The sequence below is a fragment of the Streptomyces sp. NPDC050528 genome, assembly GCF_044457795.1.
Classification (GTDB): Bacteria; Actinomycetota; Actinomycetes; order Streptomycetales; family Streptomycetaceae; genus Streptomyces.
On record NZ_JBITHH010000009.1, the window covers coordinates 267,766 to 289,053 of the forward strand.

Sequence of the window (21,288 nt, forward strand, 5' to 3'; positions counted from 1 at the left end):
GCTGGGAGGCACCGCCTCCCAGCAGAGAGGAAACCGGTCGTGGCACGAGCACGGCTCGCCGCCGCATGCTGGCTGATCGGCGCACCACAACCGTCCCGGAACGGGCCCTCTCACCGTCATCGTCCTCGTCCTCCCGGGTGGTCACCGAGGACAGAACAGGACAGCCGAGCATGACCGAGTACGAGCATCTCGCTCCCTTGAAGCCGGAGCTCGTCGTCATCCCGTGCGGCAGCCGCAAACTGGACCGTCCTGCGCGTGCGGCGGACCTGTACATCGGCTCGTACCACCGCGCGTGCCGGAGGGCGGCCGAGGCGCTACGGCCCGACCGGCTGCTGATCCTCTCCGCGCGGTACGGCCTGGTCGACCTCGACGACGTCGTGGAGCCGTACGACACCCCGCACGGTACGAAGGACGCCGTGGCGGCCCGACTCGTCCTGGAACAGGCGACGTTGCGTGGCATCGTGCGACTCGACCCTGTCGTCGCCCTCGGGGGCGCCCGGCACGTCGGCCTGGTCCATTCCGTGTGGCCGCACGCCCTGACCCCGCTGGCCGGGACACGCGGCATGGGTGAGCAGATGGCCCGTCTCGCCGCACTGCGCGAGAGCTCGGTCACCCAGCCCCGGCATCACTCCCCCGCGTCCGCCTCGTCGGGCCGCGGGAGCGGTCCGGCGTTGAACGTGGTGTGCGAGAAGTCGCGGCCCTGGAGGACCGGGGCGTAGTAATTGCCGCCGCTGATCGAGTTGTTGACCGGGCCGTCGCCGGTGCGGACCAGCTTGGCCTGTTCGTGCCAGGCGGTGAGGGCGGTGGCGAAGTCGGGGTCCAGGGCCGCGCGTACGGCGAGGGCTGTGCTCAGTGCGTGGGCCCGGGTTCCGTCACCGGGGGCCTGCTGGAGGCGCATCAGTTCGTCCTCGCCCGGGACCGGGCCGCCCGCGCTGTCGTCGGCGCGGTGGAACGGGCGCCGTACGAGAGTCGTGAGGCCTGTCCATACCTGTCGTCCCACTTCGCCGCCCGCGCCGCCGGCCAGCGAGGCGAGCAGTCCTACCGACACCGGGTCCATGCAGCACCCTCCTTGACGGGGCGTCACCACTCCTGTGGTGGGGAACGCTCGGCGGGGGTGTTCCGGTTCCCGCCGCTCACGGAGTGGCGGGTCTGGCTCGTACGTAGAGGCGCAGGAGTTCGCGCATGCGCCAACTGTCGGGCGCCGTACCGGACTCGATCAGGTGGAGGAGCGACGTGAGCCGGTCGCGGACCGTGTCCTCGGGTTCGGCGCAGAGTGCGGCGAGGGTCGCGGTGGTCGTCTCCGGTGTGTCGCTGAGGGCGAGCAGGCGCAGCAGCCGGGCCTGCGGCGGGTCCAGGCGGGCGTGGCAGGCGTCGAGTCGGGTGCGCAAGTCGCGGTCGGGGTGGGCGAGTTCGGCGAGGCGTGTGTGCGGGTCGGCGAGGTCGGCGGCCAGTGCGGCGAGGGGGCGGTGCGGGTTCTCGGCGAGCAGGACGGCGGCGGTGCGCAGGGCGAGCGGCAGTCCGTCGCAGAGGTCGGCGACGCGTGCGGCGTCCTCGGGGTGGTCGAGGATCCGGGTGTCGTCGGGGTCGGCCGTCGTCACGGCGCGGTGGAGGAGCCAGGTCGCGTCGGCCGTGGGCAGCGGGCGCAGGAGCATGCGGTGTGTGCCCAGGCCGCCCAGGTGGACCGGTGTCGTGACGATGGTGGTCGCCGGCGCCGTGGCGGGCAGTAGTCCGGCGAGTTGGGCGGGGTGCGTCACGTCGTCGAGGACGATGAGCAACGGGCTGTCGTGGCGGGCGAGTTGGGTGAGGATCAGGGCGTGGAGCGCGGACCGTGCCGCGCCCGAGGGTGGTACGCGGTCGGCGGGCAGGCCCATCGCCCGCAGGAATCCGCCGAGCAGGGCGGAGCCGTGCAGCCGTGACACGTCGGCGAACAGCACGCCACCGGGGAACCGGCCCTGGGCGAGGGCCTGGTGAGCGGCGGTCAGGACCAGTTCCGTCTTGCCACTGCCCGTCGGGCCGCCGACGACGACCACGGGACCTCCCCGGCGCGTGTCGCGCGCGAAGAGGTCGGTCAGGATGGCCAGTTCGTCGCCGAACCCAGCGAACGCCGGGGTCGGTACGGGCAACGCGTCGAGGGCGGGCGGGAGTTCGTAGGGCATGCGGAAGGTGAGATCGCGGCCCTGCAGCACCGAGGACAGGAACAGGCCGCCCGAAATGGCGTTGTCCACGGGCCAGTTGTCGAGAGGCTCGTCGTCACCGAGCGGGTCGTCCGTCACGGGGTGGCTTCGGGTCTTCGGGCGGTGCGCCACTGGTCGTGGACCAGGTCGTCCAGGCCTTCCGTCGTCGGCGTCCAGCCCAGTGCCGTTCGGATCGCGGTGGTGTCGGCGATCAGCACCCGGGCCTCCTGGGCGACGGCAGGCCGGTGGCGCAGCGGCAGCGGGCGCCCGGCCAGCCGTTCGACCGACTCGACCACGTCCCGGACGCTCGCCGGATGCGCGCCGAGGTTGTAAACGGCGTGCCGTCCGGGCGAGTTGGCGCACAGCGCCCGCGTGAAGGCCGCCGCCACGTCCCTGACGTGGACGAAGTCGCGCACGGCCGTGCCGTCGCCGTTGATCTCCAGCGGGGACGTGGGCCGGGTCGCCACGGCGACGGCGCGCGGGATGATCCGCGTCAGGTCCTGGTCGGCGCGGCCCGCCGAGGCGCCGGCCGCGTTGAAGATCCGCAGCGTGGTGGCGCCGAGGGCTCCTGTGGCAGCCCGGCTGCCGATGAGGTCCTCGGCTTCGGCTTTCGTCGCGGCGTAGGGGTGGATGGGGTCGCGAGGGGTCGCCTCGTCGACGGGGTGGTGGGCGGGACGGCCGTAGACCGAGCTGGTGGAGGCGAAGACGAGGTTGGCGGGGCGTCCTGTGCGCTCGGTCTCGGCTGTCAGCGCGTCGAGGAGATGGGCCGTGCCTGTCACGTTCACGGCGTGGTGGCGCGTGGGCGGGCGGGAGCCGAGGCGGGCGCGGGCGAGGCCCGCGAGGTGGCAGACGCCGTGCGTGCCGCGTACCGCGGCCGACGTGGCGGCGCGGTCCGTCAGGTCCGCGTGCCGTGTCTCGACGCCGTCGGGGAGGTCGGGCACGTGCTCGTGCACGAGGGCGACGACCTCTGCGCCGTGGGCGAGGAGCTCGTGCACCACGGCCCGGCCGACGTAGCCGGCCGCACCGGTGACCAGGATCCTCATGGGCTCGGCGCACGGGCGGGCGGCCGTATCCGTCACGCCTCCTCGTCGGACGCGCCGTCGGGTCCCGGCAGGTTCGCGAGGTCGCGGGTCAGCGCCTCGACGGCGACGGTGTCGCCCAGTCGCTCGAACAGTTCGGCCGCCCGTTGCCAGTGGACCCGTGCCGATGCCGGGTCGTCCGTCGCCGCGTACAACTCGCCCAGGGTGCGCAGGACTTCGGCCTCGTCGCGGGTGTCGTTGATGCGCTCGAAGACCTCGCGTGCCTCCAGGCAGTGGCCGATCGCCTGCCCGTACTCCGCCCGGCCCCGCGCGATGCCCGCGTGCAGGAGCTTGCAGCGGGCCCAGGCTCGGTCGTCGCGCCTGCCGTCGAGGTCCTCCCAGATGGCCAGGGCGCCGGCGGCCGCTTCGGCGGCCTCGTCGAGCCGGTCGAGGTGGGCCAGGGAGATCGCGATGGTGTCGAGGGCGGCCGCGTTGCCGGAGCGGTCGGGCACGGTGAGCCGGGCCATGACGTCGAGCGCCTCGTAGGAGAGCCGCAGGGCCTCGTCCCAGTCCTCCCAGACCCGCGCGGTCATGGCCATGTCCTTGAGGGAGTCCGCCTGTCCGTGCAGGTCGCCCAGGCCGCGCCGGACCTCCAGCCCGGCGGCGAACGCGGCACGGGCGCGCTCCGGTTGGTCGATGGCGCGGTAGCCGGTGCCGAGGTTGTTCAGCAGCCAGCCCTGGCCCGAGTGGGCACCGCACCGGGCTGCCGCGTCGGCGGCGACCTGGTGCGCGTCGATCCACTGGTCCCAGGACAGCGTCTGGGTGAGGAAGCCCCACATGCTGAGCGGGATGGTCCACACGAGGTGGCCCATGCCCTCGTGGACGCCGTTGTGCACGACCGCCACGAGGTTGGGCTGCTCGGCCTCGCACCAGGCGAGCGCCCCGTTCCGGTCGGGGAAGGCGGCGGGTGCCGGTCCGGACGGTTCGCCGAGGTCGGGCCGGATCCGTCCGGGGCGCATGACCTGGTCGGCGGCGTTCACGGAGTGCGTGTACCAGGTGAACAGGTTCTCCAGCACCGGTCGCCGCTCCTCGTCCTCGGCCGCGAGCCGGTCGCTGAAGGAACGGACCAGGTCGTGCATGCGCCACCGCCCGTACGGCGTACCGGCGGCCTCCACCAGGTGGGCGCGGGCCAGGTTCTGGAGCTCCCTGCGGGCCGCGTCACGGTCCGTGCCGGCGAGCACGGCGACGGCGTCCGTGGAGGCGTCCGGTCCCGGGTTCAGCGACAGCAGCCGGAACAACCGCGCCTGTTCCACGGGCAGTTGGCGGTACGACAGCTCGAACGCGGCGCCCACGGCGACGTCGTCGTACCGCAGCGCCTCCAACCGTGCCTTCTCGTCGGCCAGTTCGGCCGCCATCCGGGCGAGCGGTGTACGGGGTCTGCCGATCAGCACGGCGCCGACGATGCGCAGCGCCAGGGGCAGTCCCGCGCACAACTCGGCGATACGGAGGGCGTCTTCGGGCGAGTCCGTGACACGGGTGTCGTCGGGACGAGCCATTCGCAGGGTGCTGTCGAGGAGCCTGACCGCGTCATTCATGAGGAGGATGTCCAGGTCCAGCAGACGGGCGTTCAGCATACCGAGGGTGTGCCGGGACGTCACGATGGCGCCCGTCGAACCGTCCGCCGGCAGCAGTGCTCTGGCCTGTTCGTGGGTGGCCGCGTTGTCGATCACGACGAGGATGCGGCGGCCCTCCCGCGCGTAGGAGGCGAGGATCGAGGTGTACAGCCGCTGCCGGTCCTGCACGCCGTGCGGGATGTGTTCGCCGGGTACGCCGAGCGCTCTCAGGAATCCCTCCAGTGCCTGTGCGGGCCCGACGCGGCGGGCGTCGTCGTAGCCGAACAGGTCGACGAAGAGGACTCCGCCGGGGAACCAGCCCTTGTCCCGGGCGGTGCGGGCCGACTGGAGTGCGAGTTCGGTCTTGCCGACGCCGGCCAGGCCGCCGACCGCGGTGACGATCACGACCGGTCCGCCCGCGCCGGCGGCGGACGCCTTGGCGGCCGGGTCCAACCGGCCCAGCAGGACGCCGAGATGGGGGTCGCGGCCGACGAACACGGGGGACGCGGGCGGGAGTCCGTGCAGCGCGGGCGATACCTGCGGTGGTAACTCGATGGTGATGTGACGGCCCTGGACGACGGCGGAGAAGAACACTCCGTCGGAAATGTTGTTGCTGGTTCCGGTCACGCTCATCGTGCAGGCCGCCCTTGCGGATTCCGATGGTCCGTTGCTCGCGCTTCGCGTCGGCCGTCGACGGCGGCCGGGCCGCGCGTGTCCCCCGACTGCGCGAGGGTGCCGTGTTCCACGTGATGCCCAGGCTGAGAATGCCCCCTGGAGTGTGGCCGGAACCGTGCGGGACACATCCGATGCACGAGCCGTCGGTGCCGCCGCGGGACCCGTGGGGCGGCGCGGTCCTTCCGTACCGCGTGAACCGATCGGTCCCGGGTAGGAAACGGGCTCGGACGTGGCCGAACGAACGGGTCACTCCCGGTGCGAACGAAGGGACGGTTGGGACATGACGTTGGAGCAGGCCGCCGAGGATGCGGTGGGCGCGGTCGTCGTGAACGACGGGCGGGTGCTGCTGGTGGACGTGCAGGGTGGCTGGAGTCTGCCGTCCGGTGTTCCCGAGGAGGCCGAGACACCGCAGGCCGCCGCCGCGCGGGCCGTGTACGAACTCACCGGCTATCTCGTGGACGGAACAAGCCTTCTGGAGTCCGAGTCAGGAGGCGGTTCGGCCGTGGTGTGCCAACTGTTGAGCGACGACCCGTCGGGGGAAGCTCAGCTCACGGCGGGGCAGTTGCGCTGGGCACCGTTCGCCGATGCCATCGCCGCCGGGGTGCCGACGCCCGTGCGTACGTACCTGGAGGGCCATACGCCTGTGTAGGGAACCCCGGCCTAGGAGTTGGGCCGGACCCGCGGGTCACCCGTCGGCTGCGGGACCGGACCACCGCCTGGCCACACGAGGCCGTCGATGCTCAGGCCGTCGCCTTCCGGATGCGGGCGAGCAGGGTTCGCAGCTGCGCCCGCTCCTCCGCGTCCAGCTCGGCCGTCGCCTCCGCGAGCGCGAGGCCGTCGACCTCTTCCCCTTCCCGGTGGCACTCCCGGCCCTTGTCGGTGAGGCGCAGCAGGAACGCGCGACGGTCCTGCGGATGGCGTACGCGCTCCACCAGTCCGTCGCGTTCCAGGCTGTCGACGATGCTGGTCGTGGTCCGCGCCGCGACGCCCGTCATCTCGCTCAAGTCCCGCATCCGCAGCGGCTGTTCGGCCCGGGCGAGCATCCGCATGGCGCGCAGCCGGGCGACCGAGGCCCCGTGGGCGCGCAGCCGGGTCTCGACGAACTGGCGCAGCTGGTGCGTCGTCTCGTAGAGCTCGTCGACCAGGACGTCGCTGCTGCCGTGCACTGTCATGGCGTTCCCCGTTCCGTGGTGAGGGCCGATTGTACGAGCCGAAAACGGTGACAGTGAGCACCCACATAGTGAGTATGCTCAGCATGTGCTGCCGTTCCGACGCCCTCCCGTCCCCCTCGCCCCTCGCCTCCGCTCCCTGGACCTGCGCCGCCTCCGCCCCGGCCAGCGTCTCGTCGTCCCCGTCATGTGCGTCTGCGTGACGTTCATAGCCATCGTCGACGGAGCGATCACGACCGTGGCGCTCCCGTCGATCGCCCGCCAGTTCCAGCTGACGACGGCCGCCCTGGACGGGGTCGTCGTGGTCTACCCGGTCTGTCTGGCCATGGCCATCCCCGCCTCGGCCTGGCTGGTCGAACGGTTCGGCGCCAAGCGGGTGTTGCTCACCGCCCTCGGCGCCTTCCTCGGCTCGTCACTGCTGTGCGGCACGGCGGCCGGCCTCGGCCAGCTCGTCGCGGCCCGCGCGGTGCAGGGCCTCTCCGCCGGACTGCTCTTCCCGGCCGCGTCCTCGCTGCTCTTCAGCACCTTCAACTCCTGGGAGCAGGTGCGGATTTCGCGGTACATGATCATCCCGCAGCAGATCGCCCCGGCCGCCGCCCCGATGCTCGGCGGCCTGCTGGTGGACCATCTGTCCTGGCGTTGGGTGTTCTACGTCAACCTGCCGCTCGGCCTGCCCGCCATGGTGTTCGGGGCGCTGTTCCTCGCCGGGCACCGCGGGCACCGGCCGGGCCGCTTCGACCTCACCGGGCTGCTGCTGAGCGCTGCGGCGCTGGGCGGCGTGATGTTCGGCGTCTGCGAGGGCCCCAACCAGGGCTGGACCTCCCCCGCCGTCGTCACGGCACTCGCGCTGGGCGCGGTCCTGCTCACCGCCGCCATCGTCTTCGAACTGCGCGTCACCGAGCCGCTGTTGAAGCTCCGGCTCTTCGCGGACCGGCTCTTCCGGGACACCAACCTGATCAATCTGGTGGGCCTGGTGCCGATCCTCGGCGCGATGTACCTCGGCCCGCTCTTCCTCCAGCAGGGCCAGGGCCGTTCCGCGCTGGAGTCCGGCACGAGCACCTTCCCGGAGGCCTTCGGCGTCCTGCTGACCGTCCAGGTCGCCGGGATCCTCTACTCCAGGGTCGGCCCCCGCATCATCATCGGCTCGGGCCTGGCGATGGTGAGCGCGGTCCTGCTGCTCCTCGCCACCTGCGACCAGGACACCGGCCTGTGGACCTTCCGCGGCTACATGTTCCTGCTCGGCATCGGCATGGGCGGCGTCTTCATGCCGACCACGGTGGCCTCCCTGGCCACCCTCTCCCGCAAGGACCTGGCCCAGGCCTCCACACTCAACACGGTCGTACGGCAGACCGGCGGCGCCTTCGCACCGGCGGCGGTGACCACGGCCCTGGTCCTGAGCACCCCGACGGCAGCCGCGGCGAATCCGCCCATCTCCGCCTACCAGCATGCCTACTTGGCCCTGGCCGCCCTCGCCGCGGCGACCGCCGTCTTCGCCTTCACGATCCCCGACGGCCCGGCCCGCACAGCTGCCGCGCGGGGCACCACGGCGTCCGGCGGCACGGCTCCGGCGCGGCGGCGTGAGGAGGCGCACTAGGGCGCTTGTTCGTGAGGTACGGCTCTCCGTCTCACCGAGGGCCAGTCCCGCGAGTTCTCCGGCGTCGACGTCGCGCCCAGGGCGGCGCCCGGAGGGGAAACCCATAGGCCCCGCCTATACGGGGCATCGATTTTTGGTCGTGGACCCCTGATCGGGGGCCCGGTTCACTGTCGCCCAAGCCAGCGGGTGCCGATCGGGCTCGGCATCGCGTGATCAGGGAGGCTGCAATGACGCATACCCCGGGCAATGAGCGAGCCGTGACGACGACCAAACCGTGGTACCGGCAGTTGTACGTCCAGGTGCTGATCGCGATCGTGATCGGTGTCGCCCTGGGCTGGAGGTGGCCGGATCTCGCCACCTCCATGGAGCCGATCGGCACGACGTTCATCACCGCGATGAAGATGCTGATCGGGCCGATCGTGTTCCTGACCGTCATCGGAGGCATCGCGGGGGTCGCGGACCTGAAGAAGGTCGGACTGACCGGCATCAAGGCGCTGACCTACTTCCAGCTCGGCACGATCGTCGCCCTGGCCACCGGACTCGTCGCGATCAACGTCTTCCGCCTCGGCGACGGCGTGCACGCCGACCCCTCGACACTCGACACGTCGGGCGACGCGGGCCAGTACATCTCCCAGGGCGAGCACCAGCACTGGTGGGAGTTCCTCACCGGCATCGTGCCGAACAGCTTCTTCGGCCCGTTCGTCGAGGGCGACATCCTCCAAGTCATCTTCCTGGCCGTGGTGTTCGGCATCGCCCTGAAGTCCGTCGGCGCAGCGGGCGAGCCCCTCATCGCGGGCGTCACCCGGCTGACCGACGTCGTCTTCAAGGTGCTCTCCTACGTCATGAAGGTCGCCCCGCTCGGCGCGTTCGGCGCGATGTCGTACGCGATCGGCAAGTTCGGGCTCTCCACCCTCACCAGCCTCGGCTCACTGATCCTCCTCTTCTACGTCACCTCCGCCCTGTTCGTCGTGGTGGTGCTCGGCGGGGTGCTCGGCGCGTACGTGAAGCTGAACATCTTCCAGCTCTTCCGGTACTTCAAGGAGGAGTTCTGGCTGATCCTCGGGACGTCGACGGCCGAGCCCGCGCTGCCGGGCCTGATGCGCAAGCTGCGGTTCATGGGTGTCGAGCGGTCCACGGTGGGTCTGGTGGTCCCGACCGGCTACAGCTTCAACCTCGACGGCGCCGCGATCTATCTCTCCCTCGCCACCCTCTACATCGCCCAGGCCACCGACACCTCTCTGTCCATCGGGCAGCAACTCGGGCTGCTGGCCGTCATGTTGCTGACGTCGAAGGGCGCGGCGGGCGTCGCCGGCGGCGGCTTCATCGCGCTCACCGCGACGCTGTCGACGGTCGGCCACGTACCGGCCGCAGGCATCATGCTGGTCTTCGGGATCGACAAGTTCATGTCGGAGTGCCGGGCGCTGGTGAACTTCTTCGGGAACGCCGTCGCCACCTTGTTCGTCGCCCGCTGGGAGAACGGCCTGGATCTGGCACGGGCGCGGGCGGTACTGGCCGGAGAGGCCGGCGAGCCCCCCACGTCCATTGAGGCGGAGAAGGAGACACCGACGGGGGACACGTCCGGGACGGAGGCCGGCGCGAGCCGTCCGACCACGGTCACGCTCACCGCTCAGATCGCCGAGGTGACGCCCTGATGGTGTCCGTCCTGATCGCCCCGGACAAGTTCAAGGGCTCCCTCAGCGCCGAGGACGTGTCCCGCGCCCTGGAGCGCGGAGTGCTGAGGGGCGCCCCGGACGCCCGGATCCGCCGCCTCGCGTCGGCCTACGGCGGCGAAGGAAGCGTCGACGAGCAGTCGCTGTCGGGCAAACTGCCGGTCGCGCTCGCTCGCAGGGCCCGTAGGCACGGCACCGAGGTCCACGCGGTCGTCGGCCGCTGCACTCTGCCCGAGGGCACGACCGCCGCGCACTTCCGCTCCGTTCAGGCACTGACCGACCTCACCGACCAGGACTGCGCGCACGACAGCACCCTGTCCGCGCGGCTGCTCACCCGGTGCGGGCAGATCCTCGCCGACCGCTGGTCGGGCCAGGGAAGCACGATCCCCGGCGGATAGGCTCCGTCTGCCGCACCAGCACTGAACGGAGGGGCGCCGTGGACGCCCGGCAGCTTGAGTACTTCCTCGCCATCGTGGAGCACGGCGGCTTCAGCAAGGCCGCCGCCGCGCTTCATGTGGCGCAGCCCTCGCTGTCGCAGGCCATGGCGAACCTGGAGGCCGACCTCGGGGTGGCCCTCTTCCACCGGGTGGGCCGGGGTGTCGTACTGAGCGAGGCAGGACGGGAGTTGCTGGAGCCGAGCCGTCGCGTGCTGCGGGACCTGACGGCCGTACGCGACACCGCTTCCGCGCTCGCCGGGCTGCACGGCGGGGCCGTGGAGGTGGCCACCATGCCCTCCCCCGGCATCGAGCCGCTGACCACGCTGATCCACCGGTTCGCCGAGCTGCATCCGTCCGTGACGGTGAGCACGCAGGCCGCGTTCACTCCGGACGAGGTCGTGTCCCTGGTCCGCAGCGGGGCCTGTGAGTTGGGACTGCTCGGGTCGGAGAGTCCTGTGCATCCGACCGGGCTCGACGTCCTGCACGTCGAGGACCAGCCGTTCGTGGTCGTCGCCGCGCCCGGCGGGACGATCGAGGACGGGGCCGCGATCCGGCCCGAGGACCTGCGCGGGCACAAGCTCATCGCCTCCCGGACCGGCAGCCTGATGCGGACCATCGTGGACGACATCACGGCGGGCGGTACGGACACGCAGGTGGTGACGGTCGTCGACCATCGCACGTCGATCCTGCCCCTGGTCCTGACCGGGGTCGGGGTCGCCGTGCTGCCCTCGTCCTGGACCCGGCTGGCCCGGCGCTGCGGTGCCGTGGTCGCGACCGTCGAACCGACCGCCCACCTCCACGTGGCAATGATCAGCCTGCCCGCGCACCTCACCCCGGCCGCCCGCGCCTTCCTCTCCCTCACCCGGTCGCTGGCCGAGCGGCGGGCACGCGACACCGCCTGACCGCGAACCGATCGGCTGCGCCTATGGGTCGTATCGAAAGCCGGTCTTGGACGGTCCAGGACCTCCCTGTGTTGACTCGGACCGACCGCACCACAGCGAGCCGGAGGCCCCCATGACGACCGCACCCCGCACGTTCCGCATCGCCGCGATCCCCGCCGACGGCGTCGGCAAGGAGGTCGTCGCCGCGGGGCGCGCGGTCCTCGACTCACTGGCCGACGACTCGCAGGGCGCCTTCGCGTTCGGGTGGGAGGAGTTCCCCTGGGGCTGCGACTTCTACGAGCGCACCGGCAAGATGATCGACGACGACGGCCTGGACCGCCTCAAGGAGTTCGACGCGATCTACTTCGGCGCCGTCGGCTGGCCCACCGTCCCCGACCACATCAGCCTGTGGGGCCTGCGCCTGAAGATCTGCCAGAACTTCGACCAGTGGGCCAACGTCCGCCCCGTGCACTTCCTGCCCGGCGTCACCAGCCCCCTGCGCAAGGCCGACGACACCGAACTCGACTGGGTCGTCGTGCGCGAGAACAGCGAGGGCGAGTACGCCGGGCTCGGTGGCCGCAACCTCTCCGGGCGCGGCCCGGGCGGTGAAGTCGCCGTCCAGTCGGCCCTGTTCACCGAGGTCGGCTGCGAACGCATCATGCGCTTCGCCTTCGACCTGGCCCGTACCCGCTCCCGCCGCAAGGTCTCCTCGGTCACCAAGAGCAATGCCCAGCAGTACGGCATGGTGCTGTGGGACGACGTCTTCCAGCGGGTCGCGCTCGACTACCCGGACGTGGAGACGGAGAGCGTGCTGGTCGACGCGATGTCGGCGAAGTTCGTGCTGAGGCCGGAGGACCTCTCCGTCGTCGTCGCCTCCAACCTCAACGCCGACATCCTCTCCGACCTCGGCAGTGCCCTGGCCGGCAGCCTCGGTCTGGCCGCGAGCGCCAACCTCAATCCCGAGCGCCGTTTCCCCAGCATGTTCGAGCCCGTCCACGGCTCCGCGCCGGACATCGCGGGCCAGGGCCTGGCCAACCCCATCGGCGCGGTCGGCAGCGCGGCCCTGATGCTGGAGCACTTCGGCCTCCCCGACCAGGCGGCCCGCCTGAACAAGGCCATCGAAATCACGACCGCCGCGGGCGTCCTCACCCGCGACGTCGGCGGCAGCGCGTCCACCGACGAGGTCACCAAGGCGCTGATCGACGCCCTGAACGCCTGAACTGCCAGTCCCCCGACGCCGGTTGAAGCCGCACGGGATCGCCCCGCCCAGCAAGACATAGGTGGCCCGCCAGGCTCGCCACCGTACCGACCGAGGCGAGCCCGATGCCTCTGTGGTCAGCACGGTCAAGTGCGGCCGGATTCCTGAGCCATTGCGAGCGGGCCCCTGTTCCACGGGCAGGGGCCGCTACCGGCGCACGGCGCTCACCTGCCCGAAGTACCGCCGTGTCACTCGTCGTTCACCCAGCGCATGAGCCGTTGCAGCGGATAGAAGCCGTCGTGGGAGAGGCCCGGCGGCATTCCGCCCGCCCTGCCGAGGGAGACCACACGCTGGACCCCGGCGCAGGCGAGGGCGTCGCGCAGTTCCGCCTTGCGGGCGTCCGGGTACACGCCGACCGTCTGCGTGGCGACTCCGGCATGTGCAACCGCTTCCGTCAAGTCGGCGACCGGGACTACGTCGACGATCTTTCCGTCGGGGTGGAAGTCCACCGGTTCGGGCGAGCGGATGACCAGGCCCCGGCCGTCGTAGCCGCCCCACACCCGGTAGTCGGGGGTCAGGGAGCGCAGGACGTCGATCTCCTCGCGGAGTCCCGCGGCGACCCGCGGACCGTCCGCGGAGCTGAACTCCCTTGCCACGCCCAGGCGTTCGCACAGCAGGGCGGCGTAGCGGTCGGCGTCCTCCCAGGAGCCCTCGACGAACTGGAAACGGCTGGCCACGCAGGCCTGTTGGTTGAAGAACGTGGCGTCGGCGGCGCCCGCGTCCGCGGCCCGGACAAGAGCCTCGGGGGACTCGAACGCCTCGCGGCCGATCAGCGAGATGGAGGTCTTGGGGTCGAAGGAGACGAGCTCGAATCCCGGACCGACGTACCGCAGCGCCCCGCGGATCGTGGCCTCGCCGCCCCAGGCAACAAGCTTGTCGAAGAACTGCGGGCGGAACAGCACGCTCTCCACGGCCTCGTCGCCGCCGCGCCAGTACACCGCGGAGAACGAGCGCACCACGGGGTGGCCGGGGGCCACCGCCGCCATCGTGCGCAGGATGGCGGTCGCGGTGAAGAGGTCGTTCGAGGGCAGTTTCAGCAGGTTGACACCCTTGGTCAGGGCGCCGCGCACGACGGACATCGCGGCGACGCCGGGCGCGTTGCCCGCGATGATGTGCACCAGGCGCGGCGGGAACGCGCGGGTGGCCGCGGTCCGGTTCTCGGGCAGGCGCACCTCGCGCCATCCGTCGAGCACGTCCGCTCCGCCGAGTTCGTGGTCGATCTGGGCGTACAGGCCCGGCCGTTGGAAGCTGCGCCACAGCACGGCGTAGGCGCGTTCGAGGACCTCCGCGGGCAGCGGGCTGACCGGGATCATCCGGTCGAGGGCCTCGGCGAGCAGGCCCTCGCGGTCGGCCTTGAGGGCCTCGCCGGTCTCCACCAGCAGGTCGACGATCTCCGCGACGGGCACGTGGAAAGCGGGGCCGGGTTCGGTGCGGGGCCATACGAGGCGGTCCAGGTCGAGGGCCGGTGCGGTGAAGGACGAGCCGGCTCGGCCGTACGGGACGGGTGAACCGTGGTCGACCTCGCCGCGCACCACGTGCACGACCTCGGTGTCGGTCGTGGTGCTCATCCGTGGATCATCCCCCGCACATAGGAGTCGAGTGTCGCGGCGCAGGTGATCTTGTCCTCGCCGCCGAGGTCGCCGTAGCGCCTGATGTCGGGCAGGACGGTCGGCCCCGGCCTGCCGCAGTCGCACGGCGCGAAGTCGACGAAGACTCGGTCCCCGCTGATCAGCCCGCCCCACCGGCCCTCCAGCGAGACGTCCAGGAAGGCGAACCGGCCCTCCACCACGCCCTGTTCAGTGTTCAGCAGCTTCTCGCCCGGCTCGTCCAGGACCAGGGGTATCACCCACGGCGGCACGTGGTAGTTGCCCGACTCGCAGGCCAGGCAGGAGCCCTGAAGCTCCGTCATGCCGTAACTGCGCACGCGCCGTACGCCGTCGTAGAAGGCGGCGAACTGCTCCTGGTAGTCGTCGGGCAGGACCCCGTTCTTGTTGCCGCCGCCGCTGAGGACCAGCGTGTCCGGGTGCAGGCTCCCGTCGGGTACCCCCTGGGCGCGCAGCGCCTGGATCAGGGTGAACTGCTGGTTGTTCATCCCGGCGATCAGCAGCGGCTCGGTCCGGTGTGCGGCAATGTCGTCGACGATCTCAGCGACGGCCGAGCCGAGTTCCTGTTCGCGGGTTCCGGACGCGGCCTCGAAGGAGCTGATCTCCTGCGGGGTCGCGGTGCCCTCCGCCATCCGGCGGCGCAGCAGGGCGCTGCTCATCAACTCCGAGACCCGCATGGGGTCTTCGGTCAGCAGTCGGGTCTCACCGGGCCGGACGAAGACCTCGGCATGCCAGCGGTAACCGTCGATGGAGCGCATCGGACCGCTCGCCGGTGCCAGGAGGTAGCCGCGGCGGGTCTGCGCGGGCGGCAGCGGGTCGGGCCAGCAGGTGAGGTTCTCCAGGATGTCGTGCAGGAAACTCAGGTCGCTCGCGGCGCAGTTGAGGAAGGAGACCTTTCCCGAGGTGCCGCTGGTGATGTACGGGCGGTGGCCGGCGGCGGTGACGCGGTCGGTCCAGTCGTCGATGTCGGTCACGCCCTCGACGTCGACGTCGCCCGGCTCGACCACCGACACCGTGCTGTACCAGCGCAGGAGCCGGTCCCACCGGCCCCCGGTGATGAGGGACAGGGGGTACGACTTGTAGCTGGTGTGGGAGAAGAGCAGGGGGACGAGGTCGTCGGGGCTCTCGATCCCCCGTACCCCGCTCTCCTCCGCCCGGGTGCGCAGCAGCGGGATGCGTTCGCGGTGGGTGGCGAAGGCCTCGCGTGCCGCGTCGAGCTGCAACTCCCGCAGCTCCCGGGCGGGTTGGTCGAATGTGTCACCGGACCGGACCATGGCCCGGATCTGCTCACGTGCGCTGGGCACGGCAACCACCTCCATCAGTCATGAGGACGGGTTCTTCGCGAGATAGGAGGACTCGATGGCGTCGAGGTCTCCGCGCAGTTCCATCGGGGTGCCGGTCATGACGACGCGGCCTCGGCGCAGTACGTAGACGCGGTCGGCGATGTCGAGCACCTTGCGGACGTGCTGTTCGACCAGCAGGGCGCCCAGGCCCTGGTCGGCCGCCTCGCGGACCGCGCGCAGAAGGCGGTCGACGACCAACGGGGCAAGGCCCAGGGAGAGTTCGTCGGCCAGGAGGAGCCGGGGGGTACGGCAGAGGGCGCGCGCCAGCGAGAGCATCTGCTGCTCGCCGCCGGACAGCATGCCCGCGCCGGTCCTGAGGCGTTTTTCGAGTTCGGGGAAGAGTGCGACGGCCCGGTGCGGCGGTACGCGCCCGACCCGTAGGTTGTCGGTGGTGTCGAGGCGGGTGAAGACCGCGCGTTCACCGACGTAGGCGAGGCCCTCTCGGGCGCGGCGGTGCAGAGGTGCGTGGCCGGGGGTGCCCAGCCAGCGGACCTCGCCGCTCATCGGGGTCAGGTCGCCGGACAGCGCCCTGAGGGTGGTGGTCTTGCCAGCGCCGTTGGGGCCGAGCAGGGCGACGACCTCACCCGGCCGGACCTCCAGGTCGAGGTCGCTCACAACGGGTCGGCTGCCGTATCCGGCGGACAGGGCGCGGGTCGCTATCAGGGGCACATCTGTGTCGTGCACGAGGTCTCTCCTCAACCGGAGTCGGCCGAAGTCAGGCGGAATGAGCCGGAGTCGGCCGGGCCGAAGGTGGCTCAGCCGGACGACGCGGCCGTCAGCACCTTCCGGACGTCGACGAAGGTCGATCCGGCCTTGGCCCACTCGATCTTCCCGTCGCGGATGGTGAGTTCGGTGGCGGTCGTGTTGTGGATGCGGTCAAGTCCCTTGATCGGCAGAGCCGTCGACGCCTTCCAGTTCAGGGGCGGGGTCAGGCCTCCGGTGTCGATGCCGGAGGTGGTGTTCAGCTCCTTCACCAGTGCCTCGGCCGAGATCGTCGGCAGCTTCTTGGCGGCCTCGGTGAAGACCTTGAAGGCGACCCAGGTCGTGGCGTTGGCGCCGTTGGTGGTGTCGATGTCCTTGCCCTTGGCCGCCGCGACGAAGTCCTTCCAGACGGCGTCGGAGGTCGGCGGGTAGTAGCCGGTGATCGCGGCGCCCTCCAGGGGGCTGCCGCTGCCGCCGGTGCTCGCGGCCAGTTGCGGGGTGAGGTTGCCGACGACGCTGGCCAGCTTGGTCTTGTCGCCGGACTGGACGTACGACTTCACGAACAGGTCGGAGGCGGTGCCCAGGATGACGCTCACGCAGTCGCTGCCCTTGGTCGCGGCGACCTGCGGGGCGAGGTCGGTCGCGGTGAGCGGCACCTTGAGGTCCTTGGGTGCCGCCCCTCCGGCGGAGGTCACGCCCAGGGTGAGGAACTGCGAGACGACGGCCGCTGCGGCCACGTCGTACCGGACGCCGGTGATCTTCTTGCAGCCCTGCTCCACCAGTTGTCGGCCGTGCGCGGCGAACACCACCGGGGTGCCGCCGTTGACCGGGAAGGACAGCGGGTTGGAGAACTCCGCCGCGGAGACGCCGGTACCACCGATGTAGGGGATGCCGGCCTTCTGGAGGATGGGCATGTAGCGGTCCCCGGCCAAGCTGTAGGAGCCCACGACCGCGGCGACCTTGTCGGCGACGGCCTGCTGGGCGCACTTCTCGGCCTCGTCGGGGTCGCCCTTCTCGTTGCAGAACTCGACCTTGAGGGGTCCGCCCTTGATCCCGCCGTTGGCGTTGATCCACTTCTCGTAGGCAGTGGCGGTGAGGTGAATTCCCGGCTGGGCGCTGCCCTGGGTGTTCTCCGGCGCCCAGACCATCACCTTGACCGGGGTGCCCTTCAGCGAGGAGGTCTCGGCCGAACTGCTTGCCGCCTCTCCCCCGCACCCTGCGGCGAGCAGGGCTCCTGTCACCGCGAGACAGCTGGCTACGGCGCTTCTGCGTCGGCGTGAGTCGTTCATGGTCCCTCCGGGGCTCGCGCCCAAAGTGGGCGACGTCGAGATGCCGAACAGCATGGGGCGCATTTTTGGGTTAGTGAAGTACTCTCGGCACAATTATTTAAATGAATGCACTGTCTCGTCCCGTGTCTGGGAGGTTCCTCGGATGGACGACGTCCTGCGTTTCGCCCTGCTCGGCCTGGGGCTGGGCGCCCTCTACGCGCTCACCGCGCACGGCATCGTGCTGGTCTACCGGGGCTCCGGCGTCCTGAACTTCGCGCACGGCGCGATCGGGATGGCCGGCGCCTACGTCCAGTGGGAACTGGCCGTCAACCACGGTGTGCCGTACTGGCCCGCCACCGCGTGCGGCGTGCTCACCTCCGCCGTACTGGGCGTGCTCACCCACCTGTTGGTGATCCGCCCGCTGCGCAGGGCGTCCACCCTGGCCCGGCTGGTCGGCACCCTCGCGGTGTTCATCGTGCTCACCGCGATCGCGGTCAAGCGCTACGGCGACAGCCTGCAGCTGGTGCCGGGGAAGCTGCCCACCCGGCTGCTGACGATCGCCGGGGCGACGGTCTCCGAGGACCGCGTCTGGCTGCTCGGCATCGCGATCGCCGTGACGGCCGTGCTCCATCTCCTGTACCGGCGCACCCTGTTCGGCCTGGGCACCACCGCGGTCGCCGAGAACGAGGGTGCCGCCGCCGCGCTCGGCTGGTCCCCGGACGTGATCGCCGCCGGCAACTGGGCACTGGGCTCCGCGCTCGCGGGCCTCACCGCCATCCTGATCGTGCCGGTGATCGGCCTGTCGGTGACCGGGCTGACCACGCTGCTGCTGAGCGCACTGGCCGCCGCCCTGGTCGGCAGGTTCTCGTCGTTCCCGATCACCCTGGCGGGCGGTATCGTCATCGGGGTCGCACAGTCCGAACTCACCCGCTTCGGCTCCGGCGTCACCGGACTCGCCTCGTCGGTACCGTTCCTCTTCATCGCCCTGGTACTGGTCGCGCGCGGCCGGGCGCTCCCCCTGCGCGGCACGTTCCTCGACCGCCTCCCGGCACTGGGCACCGGCAAGGTGCGTCCGGTCCCGCTCGCCCTGGCTGTCGTGATCGGGCTGATCCTGGTGAGTGTGTCCACCCCACTGTGGGCCGACGCGATCACCAGCACCCTCGTACTCTCTCTCATCATCCTGTCGATCATCGTGGTCACCGGCTACGCGGGGCAGGTGTCGCTCGCGGCCTACGCCCTCGCCGGGACCGGCGCCTTCATCGCCGGACACGCGGCGGCGGACTGGGGCTGGCCCTTCGAACTCGCCCTGCTGGCAGGCGTGTTGGGCACCGTACCGATAGGCCTGCTGTTCGCGCTGCCGGCCGTACGCACGCGCGGGGTCAATCTCGCGATCATCACGCTCGGGCTCGGCACCACCCTGGAGGCGATGGTCTTCCAGAACACCGACCTGTCGACGACACCCGGCAGCGACGGCATCGCGGTCGGCAGGCAGACGCTCTTCGGCATCAGCATCTCCGGGGTCGACCATCCGCAGCGGTACGCCGCCGTGGTCCTGGTCCTGTTCGTCGCCGCCACGCTCGTGGTCGCGAACGTCCGGCGCAGCCGCACCGGCCGCCGACTCATCGCCGTACGGGCCAACGAACGGGCCGCAGCCGCCCTCGGTATCGACGTCCGCGCGGCCAAGCTCTACGCCTTCGGCCTGTCCTCGGCCATCGCCGCGCTCGCCGGAGTGCTGACCGGTTTCCGCTCGACCTCGGTCGTCTTCTCCGACTTCGCGAGCTTCGACTCCGTCACCGCGCTCGGGCTCGCCGTCATCGGCGGTGTCGGCTTCCTCGTCGGCCCGCTGATCGGCGCCACGTTCGCCGCCGGTACGGTCGGCGCCCGGTTCGGGGACCTGGTGGTGCCCGGGCTGAGCGAGTGGATGCCGCTGATCGGCGGGATCATCCTGGTACTGACCCTGGTGGGCAACCAGGACGGCATCGGCAAGGAACTCGGCAGGCAGGCAAGGGGACTTGAGCGAAAGCTGCGCCCACAGCGCGCTGCCGTCACACCCGAGGAGGAGACGGATCCCCTGCCAGACGTACCGCGCGCCGCACCCCTCCCCCTCCGGATACGCGACCTCACCGTCCGCTATGGCGGTGTCGTCGCCGTCGACGGGCTCTCGCTGGACGTCGAACCGGGCCGGGTGGTGGGTCTCATCGGCCCCAACGGCGCCGGCAAGACCTCCGCCATCGACGCCGTCACCGGCTTCACCCGGGCCGCGTCCGGCAGTGTCCGCCTCGGTGAGCGGGACGTGACCCGGGTGCCGGTGCACCGGCGGGCCGGGGCCGGGCTGAGCCGGTCCTTCCAGTCGCTGGAGCTGTTCGAGGACATGACGGTCCTGGACAACCTCTACGCCGCCTGCGAGCGGCCCGGGCGCTGGACCTGGCTCACCGACCTGGTCCGTCCCGGCAGCCGTCCGCTGCCCGCCCAAGTGCTCGTCGCCGTACGGGAGTTCGGGCTCCAGGACAGTCTGGACCGGCCGGTGGGCGACCTTTCGTACGGCGAGCGGCGGTTGCTGGCGATCGCGCGGGCGGTGGCGACCTCGCCGTCGGTGCTGCTGCTGGACGAACCGGCTGCGGGGCTGTCCGACGACGAGACACGGGAGTTGGCCCAGTTGGTGCGGCGGCTGGCCGAGGACTGGGGCATGGGGGTGCTACTCGTCGAGCACGACGTCGACATGGTGATGAGCGTCTGCGACCAGGTCGTCGTCCTCGACTTCGGCCGCCGGATCTGCGCCGGCACTCCGGACGAGGTGCGCCGCGATCCGGCGGTCCGGGCGGCCTACCTGGGCGACCTGGAGCCGGAGACGACGGCGTGAGAGCGGCCGCCCGGCCCGAGGCGACGACGTCCACCTCGGCCGGGCTGCCATCTCCCCCGCCACTCGGGTTCGGACGGTGGGCGGGCATGATGCCACCGGCCCGCGGGCTTCCGCGCCGTGGGCCGGTCGGAGGCGATCCGGTGGGTGAAGTGGCCGACGCCGACGCACAGTTGGCGGATCGCGTTGGTGCGGCGACGCTCGCAGATGTGCCCCCTGCGGGACCGTGTCACGCCTCGCGCAGGTCCGCCACGTAAGGCGCGTGGGACAGCAGTCCGCCGTCCACCCGCAGGGTGTGCCCGGTGACGAAGGCGGACTCGTCGGAGGCGAGGAAGACGACGGCCGACGCGACGTCCTCGGGTCGGCCGAGGCGCGGGGTGAGGTGATGGCGGAGCATCTTCTCCCGGATCGCCCCGTGCGCCGAATCGGCGCTCGCCTGCGTGACGATGAACCCCGGGGCGATGGCGTTGCAGCGTACGCCCTGCTTGCCGTACTGGGTGGCAACATACTGCGTGAGGTTGATGAGGGCGGCCTTCGAGGCTCCGTAGGCGGGGTTGCGCAGGTCGCCCGCGAGACCGGCGCCGGACGAGGTGTTGATGATCGAGCCGGCGCCGCGGGCGATCATGTGCGGGACGACGGCCTGGATCGCGACCATGGTGCCGCGCAGGTTGATCCGCATGGTGTCGTCCCAGACCGCCGGGTCGGCCTCCAGGACGGCGAGGTCCTTGCGGGCGGCCAGGTGGGTGGCCGCCGCGTTGTTGTGCAGGACGTCGAGGCCGCCGTAGGTGTCAACTGCCGTGGCCACCATGGCCCGTACGGAGTCGATGTCGCCCAGGTCGACCGGGACCGCCGTGGCGGATCCGCCGGCGGCCCTGATCTCCTCCGTGACCGCCTTGGCGCCGTCGAGATTCAGATCCGCTACGACCGTGTGGGCGCCCTCGGCCGCCACGCGCCGGGCGGTGGCGGCACCGATGCCGGATGCGGCTCCGGTGACGATCACGATCTTGTCGTCGAGTCGTCCCAT

Annotated in this window: 18 protein-coding genes; 8 read left to right on the forward strand and 10 right to left on the reverse strand. The window is 71.2% G+C overall.

Features of this window, described 5'->3' with window-relative positions; all coding sequences use genetic code 11:
• Positions 1–170 precede the first annotated feature (170 nt).
• Positions 171–719 carry a DUF6884 domain-containing protein gene (locus tag ACIBK4_RS30365; protein ID WP_398999653.1) on the forward strand — a complete coding sequence of 183 codons (549 nt, stop codon included), beginning with the start codon at positions 171–173 and terminating at the stop codon, positions 717–719.
• Here the strand turns inward: ACIBK4_RS30365 and ACIBK4_RS30370 are convergent.
• The 4 genes from ACIBK4_RS30370 to ACIBK4_RS30385 all read right to left on the reverse strand — a co-directional run bounded on the left by ACIBK4_RS30370 (position 626) and on the right by ACIBK4_RS30385 (position 5,439).
• Positions 626–1,057 carry a hypothetical protein gene (locus tag ACIBK4_RS30370; RefSeq protein WP_398999655.1) on the reverse strand — a complete coding sequence of 144 codons (432 nt, stop codon included), beginning with the start codon at positions 1,055–1,057 and terminating at the stop codon, positions 626–628. The two genes, ACIBK4_RS30365 and ACIBK4_RS30370, sit on opposite strands and share 94 nt — an antisense overlap.
• 76 nt (positions 1,058–1,133) lie before the next feature.
• Complete coding sequence (locus ACIBK4_RS30375; protein WP_398999657.1) at positions 1,134–2,273, reverse strand: AAA family ATPase; 1,140 nt, start codon at positions 2,271–2,273, stop codon at positions 1,134–1,136.
• Positions 2,270–3,253 carry an NAD-dependent epimerase/dehydratase family protein gene (locus ACIBK4_RS30380; RefSeq protein WP_398999659.1) on the reverse strand — a complete coding sequence of 328 codons (984 nt, stop codon included), beginning with the start codon at positions 3,251–3,253 and terminating at the stop codon, positions 2,270–2,272. The genes ACIBK4_RS30375 and ACIBK4_RS30380 overlap by 4 nt, the downstream gene beginning before the upstream one ends.
• Positions 3,250–5,439, reverse strand: coding sequence for an ATP-binding protein (locus tag ACIBK4_RS30385; RefSeq protein WP_398999661.1), 2,190 nt, complete (start codon positions 5,437–5,439; stop codon positions 3,250–3,252). The genes ACIBK4_RS30380 and ACIBK4_RS30385 overlap by 4 nt, the downstream gene beginning before the upstream one ends.
• 322 nt (positions 5,440–5,761) lie before the next feature.
• Between ACIBK4_RS30385 and ACIBK4_RS30390 the strand changes: the two genes are divergently transcribed.
• Positions 5,762–6,130: an NUDIX hydrolase gene (locus ACIBK4_RS30390; protein WP_398999663.1), complete on the forward strand. Its 369-nt coding sequence runs from the start codon at positions 5,762–5,764 to the stop codon at positions 6,128–6,130.
• A gap of 91 nt (positions 6,131–6,221) precedes the next feature.
• On the opposite strand, the gene ACIBK4_RS30395 is transcribed toward ACIBK4_RS30390, so the two are convergent.
• On the reverse strand, positions 6,222–6,653 hold the full coding sequence (locus ACIBK4_RS30395; RefSeq protein WP_398999666.1) for a MarR family winged helix-turn-helix transcriptional regulator: 432 nt from the start codon (positions 6,651–6,653) through the stop codon (positions 6,222–6,224).
• 184 nt (positions 6,654–6,837) lie between these two features.
• Here ACIBK4_RS30395 and ACIBK4_RS30400 point away from each other — a divergent pair, with 184 nt between their 5' ends.
• From ACIBK4_RS30400 to ACIBK4_RS30420, 5 genes are all read left to right on the forward strand, one after another.
• On the forward strand, positions 6,838–8,244 hold the full coding sequence (locus ACIBK4_RS30400; RefSeq protein ID WP_399000085.1) for a DHA2 family efflux MFS transporter permease subunit: 1,407 nt from the start codon (positions 6,838–6,840) through the stop codon (positions 8,242–8,244).
• A 227-nt stretch (positions 8,245–8,471) separates the two neighbouring features.
• Positions 8,472–9,896: a C4-dicarboxylate transporter DctA gene (gene dctA, locus ACIBK4_RS30405; RefSeq protein ID WP_398999669.1), complete on the forward strand. Its 1,425-nt coding sequence runs from the start codon at positions 8,472–8,474 to the stop codon at positions 9,894–9,896.
• Positions 9,896–10,312, forward strand: coding sequence for a glycerate kinase (locus ACIBK4_RS30410; RefSeq protein WP_398999672.1), 417 nt, complete (start codon positions 9,896–9,898; stop codon positions 10,310–10,312). The genes dctA and ACIBK4_RS30410 overlap by 1 nt, the downstream gene beginning before the upstream one ends.
• Before the next feature lie 38 nt (positions 10,313–10,350).
• Entirely contained in the window at positions 10,351–11,253 is a 903-nt protein-coding gene (locus tag ACIBK4_RS30415) for a LysR family transcriptional regulator (protein WP_398999674.1), read from the forward strand.
• Positions 11,254–11,365: 112 nt separating this feature from the next.
• Positions 11,366–12,451 carry a tartrate dehydrogenase gene (locus ACIBK4_RS30420; RefSeq protein WP_398999676.1) on the forward strand — a complete coding sequence of 362 codons (1,086 nt, stop codon included), beginning with the start codon at positions 11,366–11,368 and terminating at the stop codon, positions 12,449–12,451.
• 227 nt (positions 12,452–12,678) lie between these two features.
• Here ACIBK4_RS30420 and ACIBK4_RS30425 read toward each other — a convergent pair whose 3' ends face one another.
• From ACIBK4_RS30425 to ACIBK4_RS30440, 4 genes are all read right to left on the reverse strand, one after another.
• Positions 12,679–14,058, reverse strand: a complete 1,380-nt coding sequence (locus ACIBK4_RS30425; RefSeq protein ID WP_398999678.1) for an acyl-CoA reductase — start codon at positions 14,056–14,058, stop codon at positions 12,679–12,681.
• Positions 14,055–15,398 carry a hypothetical protein gene (locus tag ACIBK4_RS30430; RefSeq protein WP_398999680.1) on the reverse strand — a complete coding sequence of 448 codons (1,344 nt, stop codon included), beginning with the start codon at positions 15,396–15,398 and terminating at the stop codon, positions 14,055–14,057. The genes ACIBK4_RS30425 and ACIBK4_RS30430 overlap by 4 nt, the downstream gene beginning before the upstream one ends.
• Before the next feature lie 18 nt (positions 15,399–15,416).
• Positions 15,417–16,121: an ABC transporter ATP-binding protein gene (locus ACIBK4_RS30435; protein ID WP_398999682.1), complete on the reverse strand. Its 705-nt coding sequence runs from the start codon at positions 16,119–16,121 to the stop codon at positions 15,417–15,419.
• Positions 16,122–16,192: 71 nt separating this feature from the next.
• The gene (locus ACIBK4_RS30440; RefSeq protein ID WP_398999684.1) at positions 16,193–17,428 is read right to left on the reverse strand and encodes an ABC transporter substrate-binding protein; all 1,236 of its coding nucleotides are present in this window, start codon (positions 17,426–17,428) and stop codon (positions 16,193–16,195) included.
• 142 nt (positions 17,429–17,570) lie between these two features.
• On the opposite strand from ACIBK4_RS30440, the gene ACIBK4_RS30445 reads away from it, so the two are divergent.
• Complete coding sequence (locus ACIBK4_RS30445; RefSeq protein WP_398999686.1) at positions 17,571–20,267, forward strand: ATP-binding cassette domain-containing protein; 2,697 nt, start codon at positions 17,571–17,573, stop codon at positions 20,265–20,267.
• 226 nt (positions 20,268–20,493) lie between these two features.
• Here the strand turns inward: ACIBK4_RS30445 and ACIBK4_RS30450 are convergent, their stop codons facing one another.
• On the reverse strand, positions 20,494–21,288 hold the full coding sequence (locus ACIBK4_RS30450) for an SDR family NAD(P)-dependent oxidoreductase (RefSeq protein ID WP_398999688.1): 795 nt from the start codon (positions 21,286–21,288) through the stop codon (positions 20,494–20,496).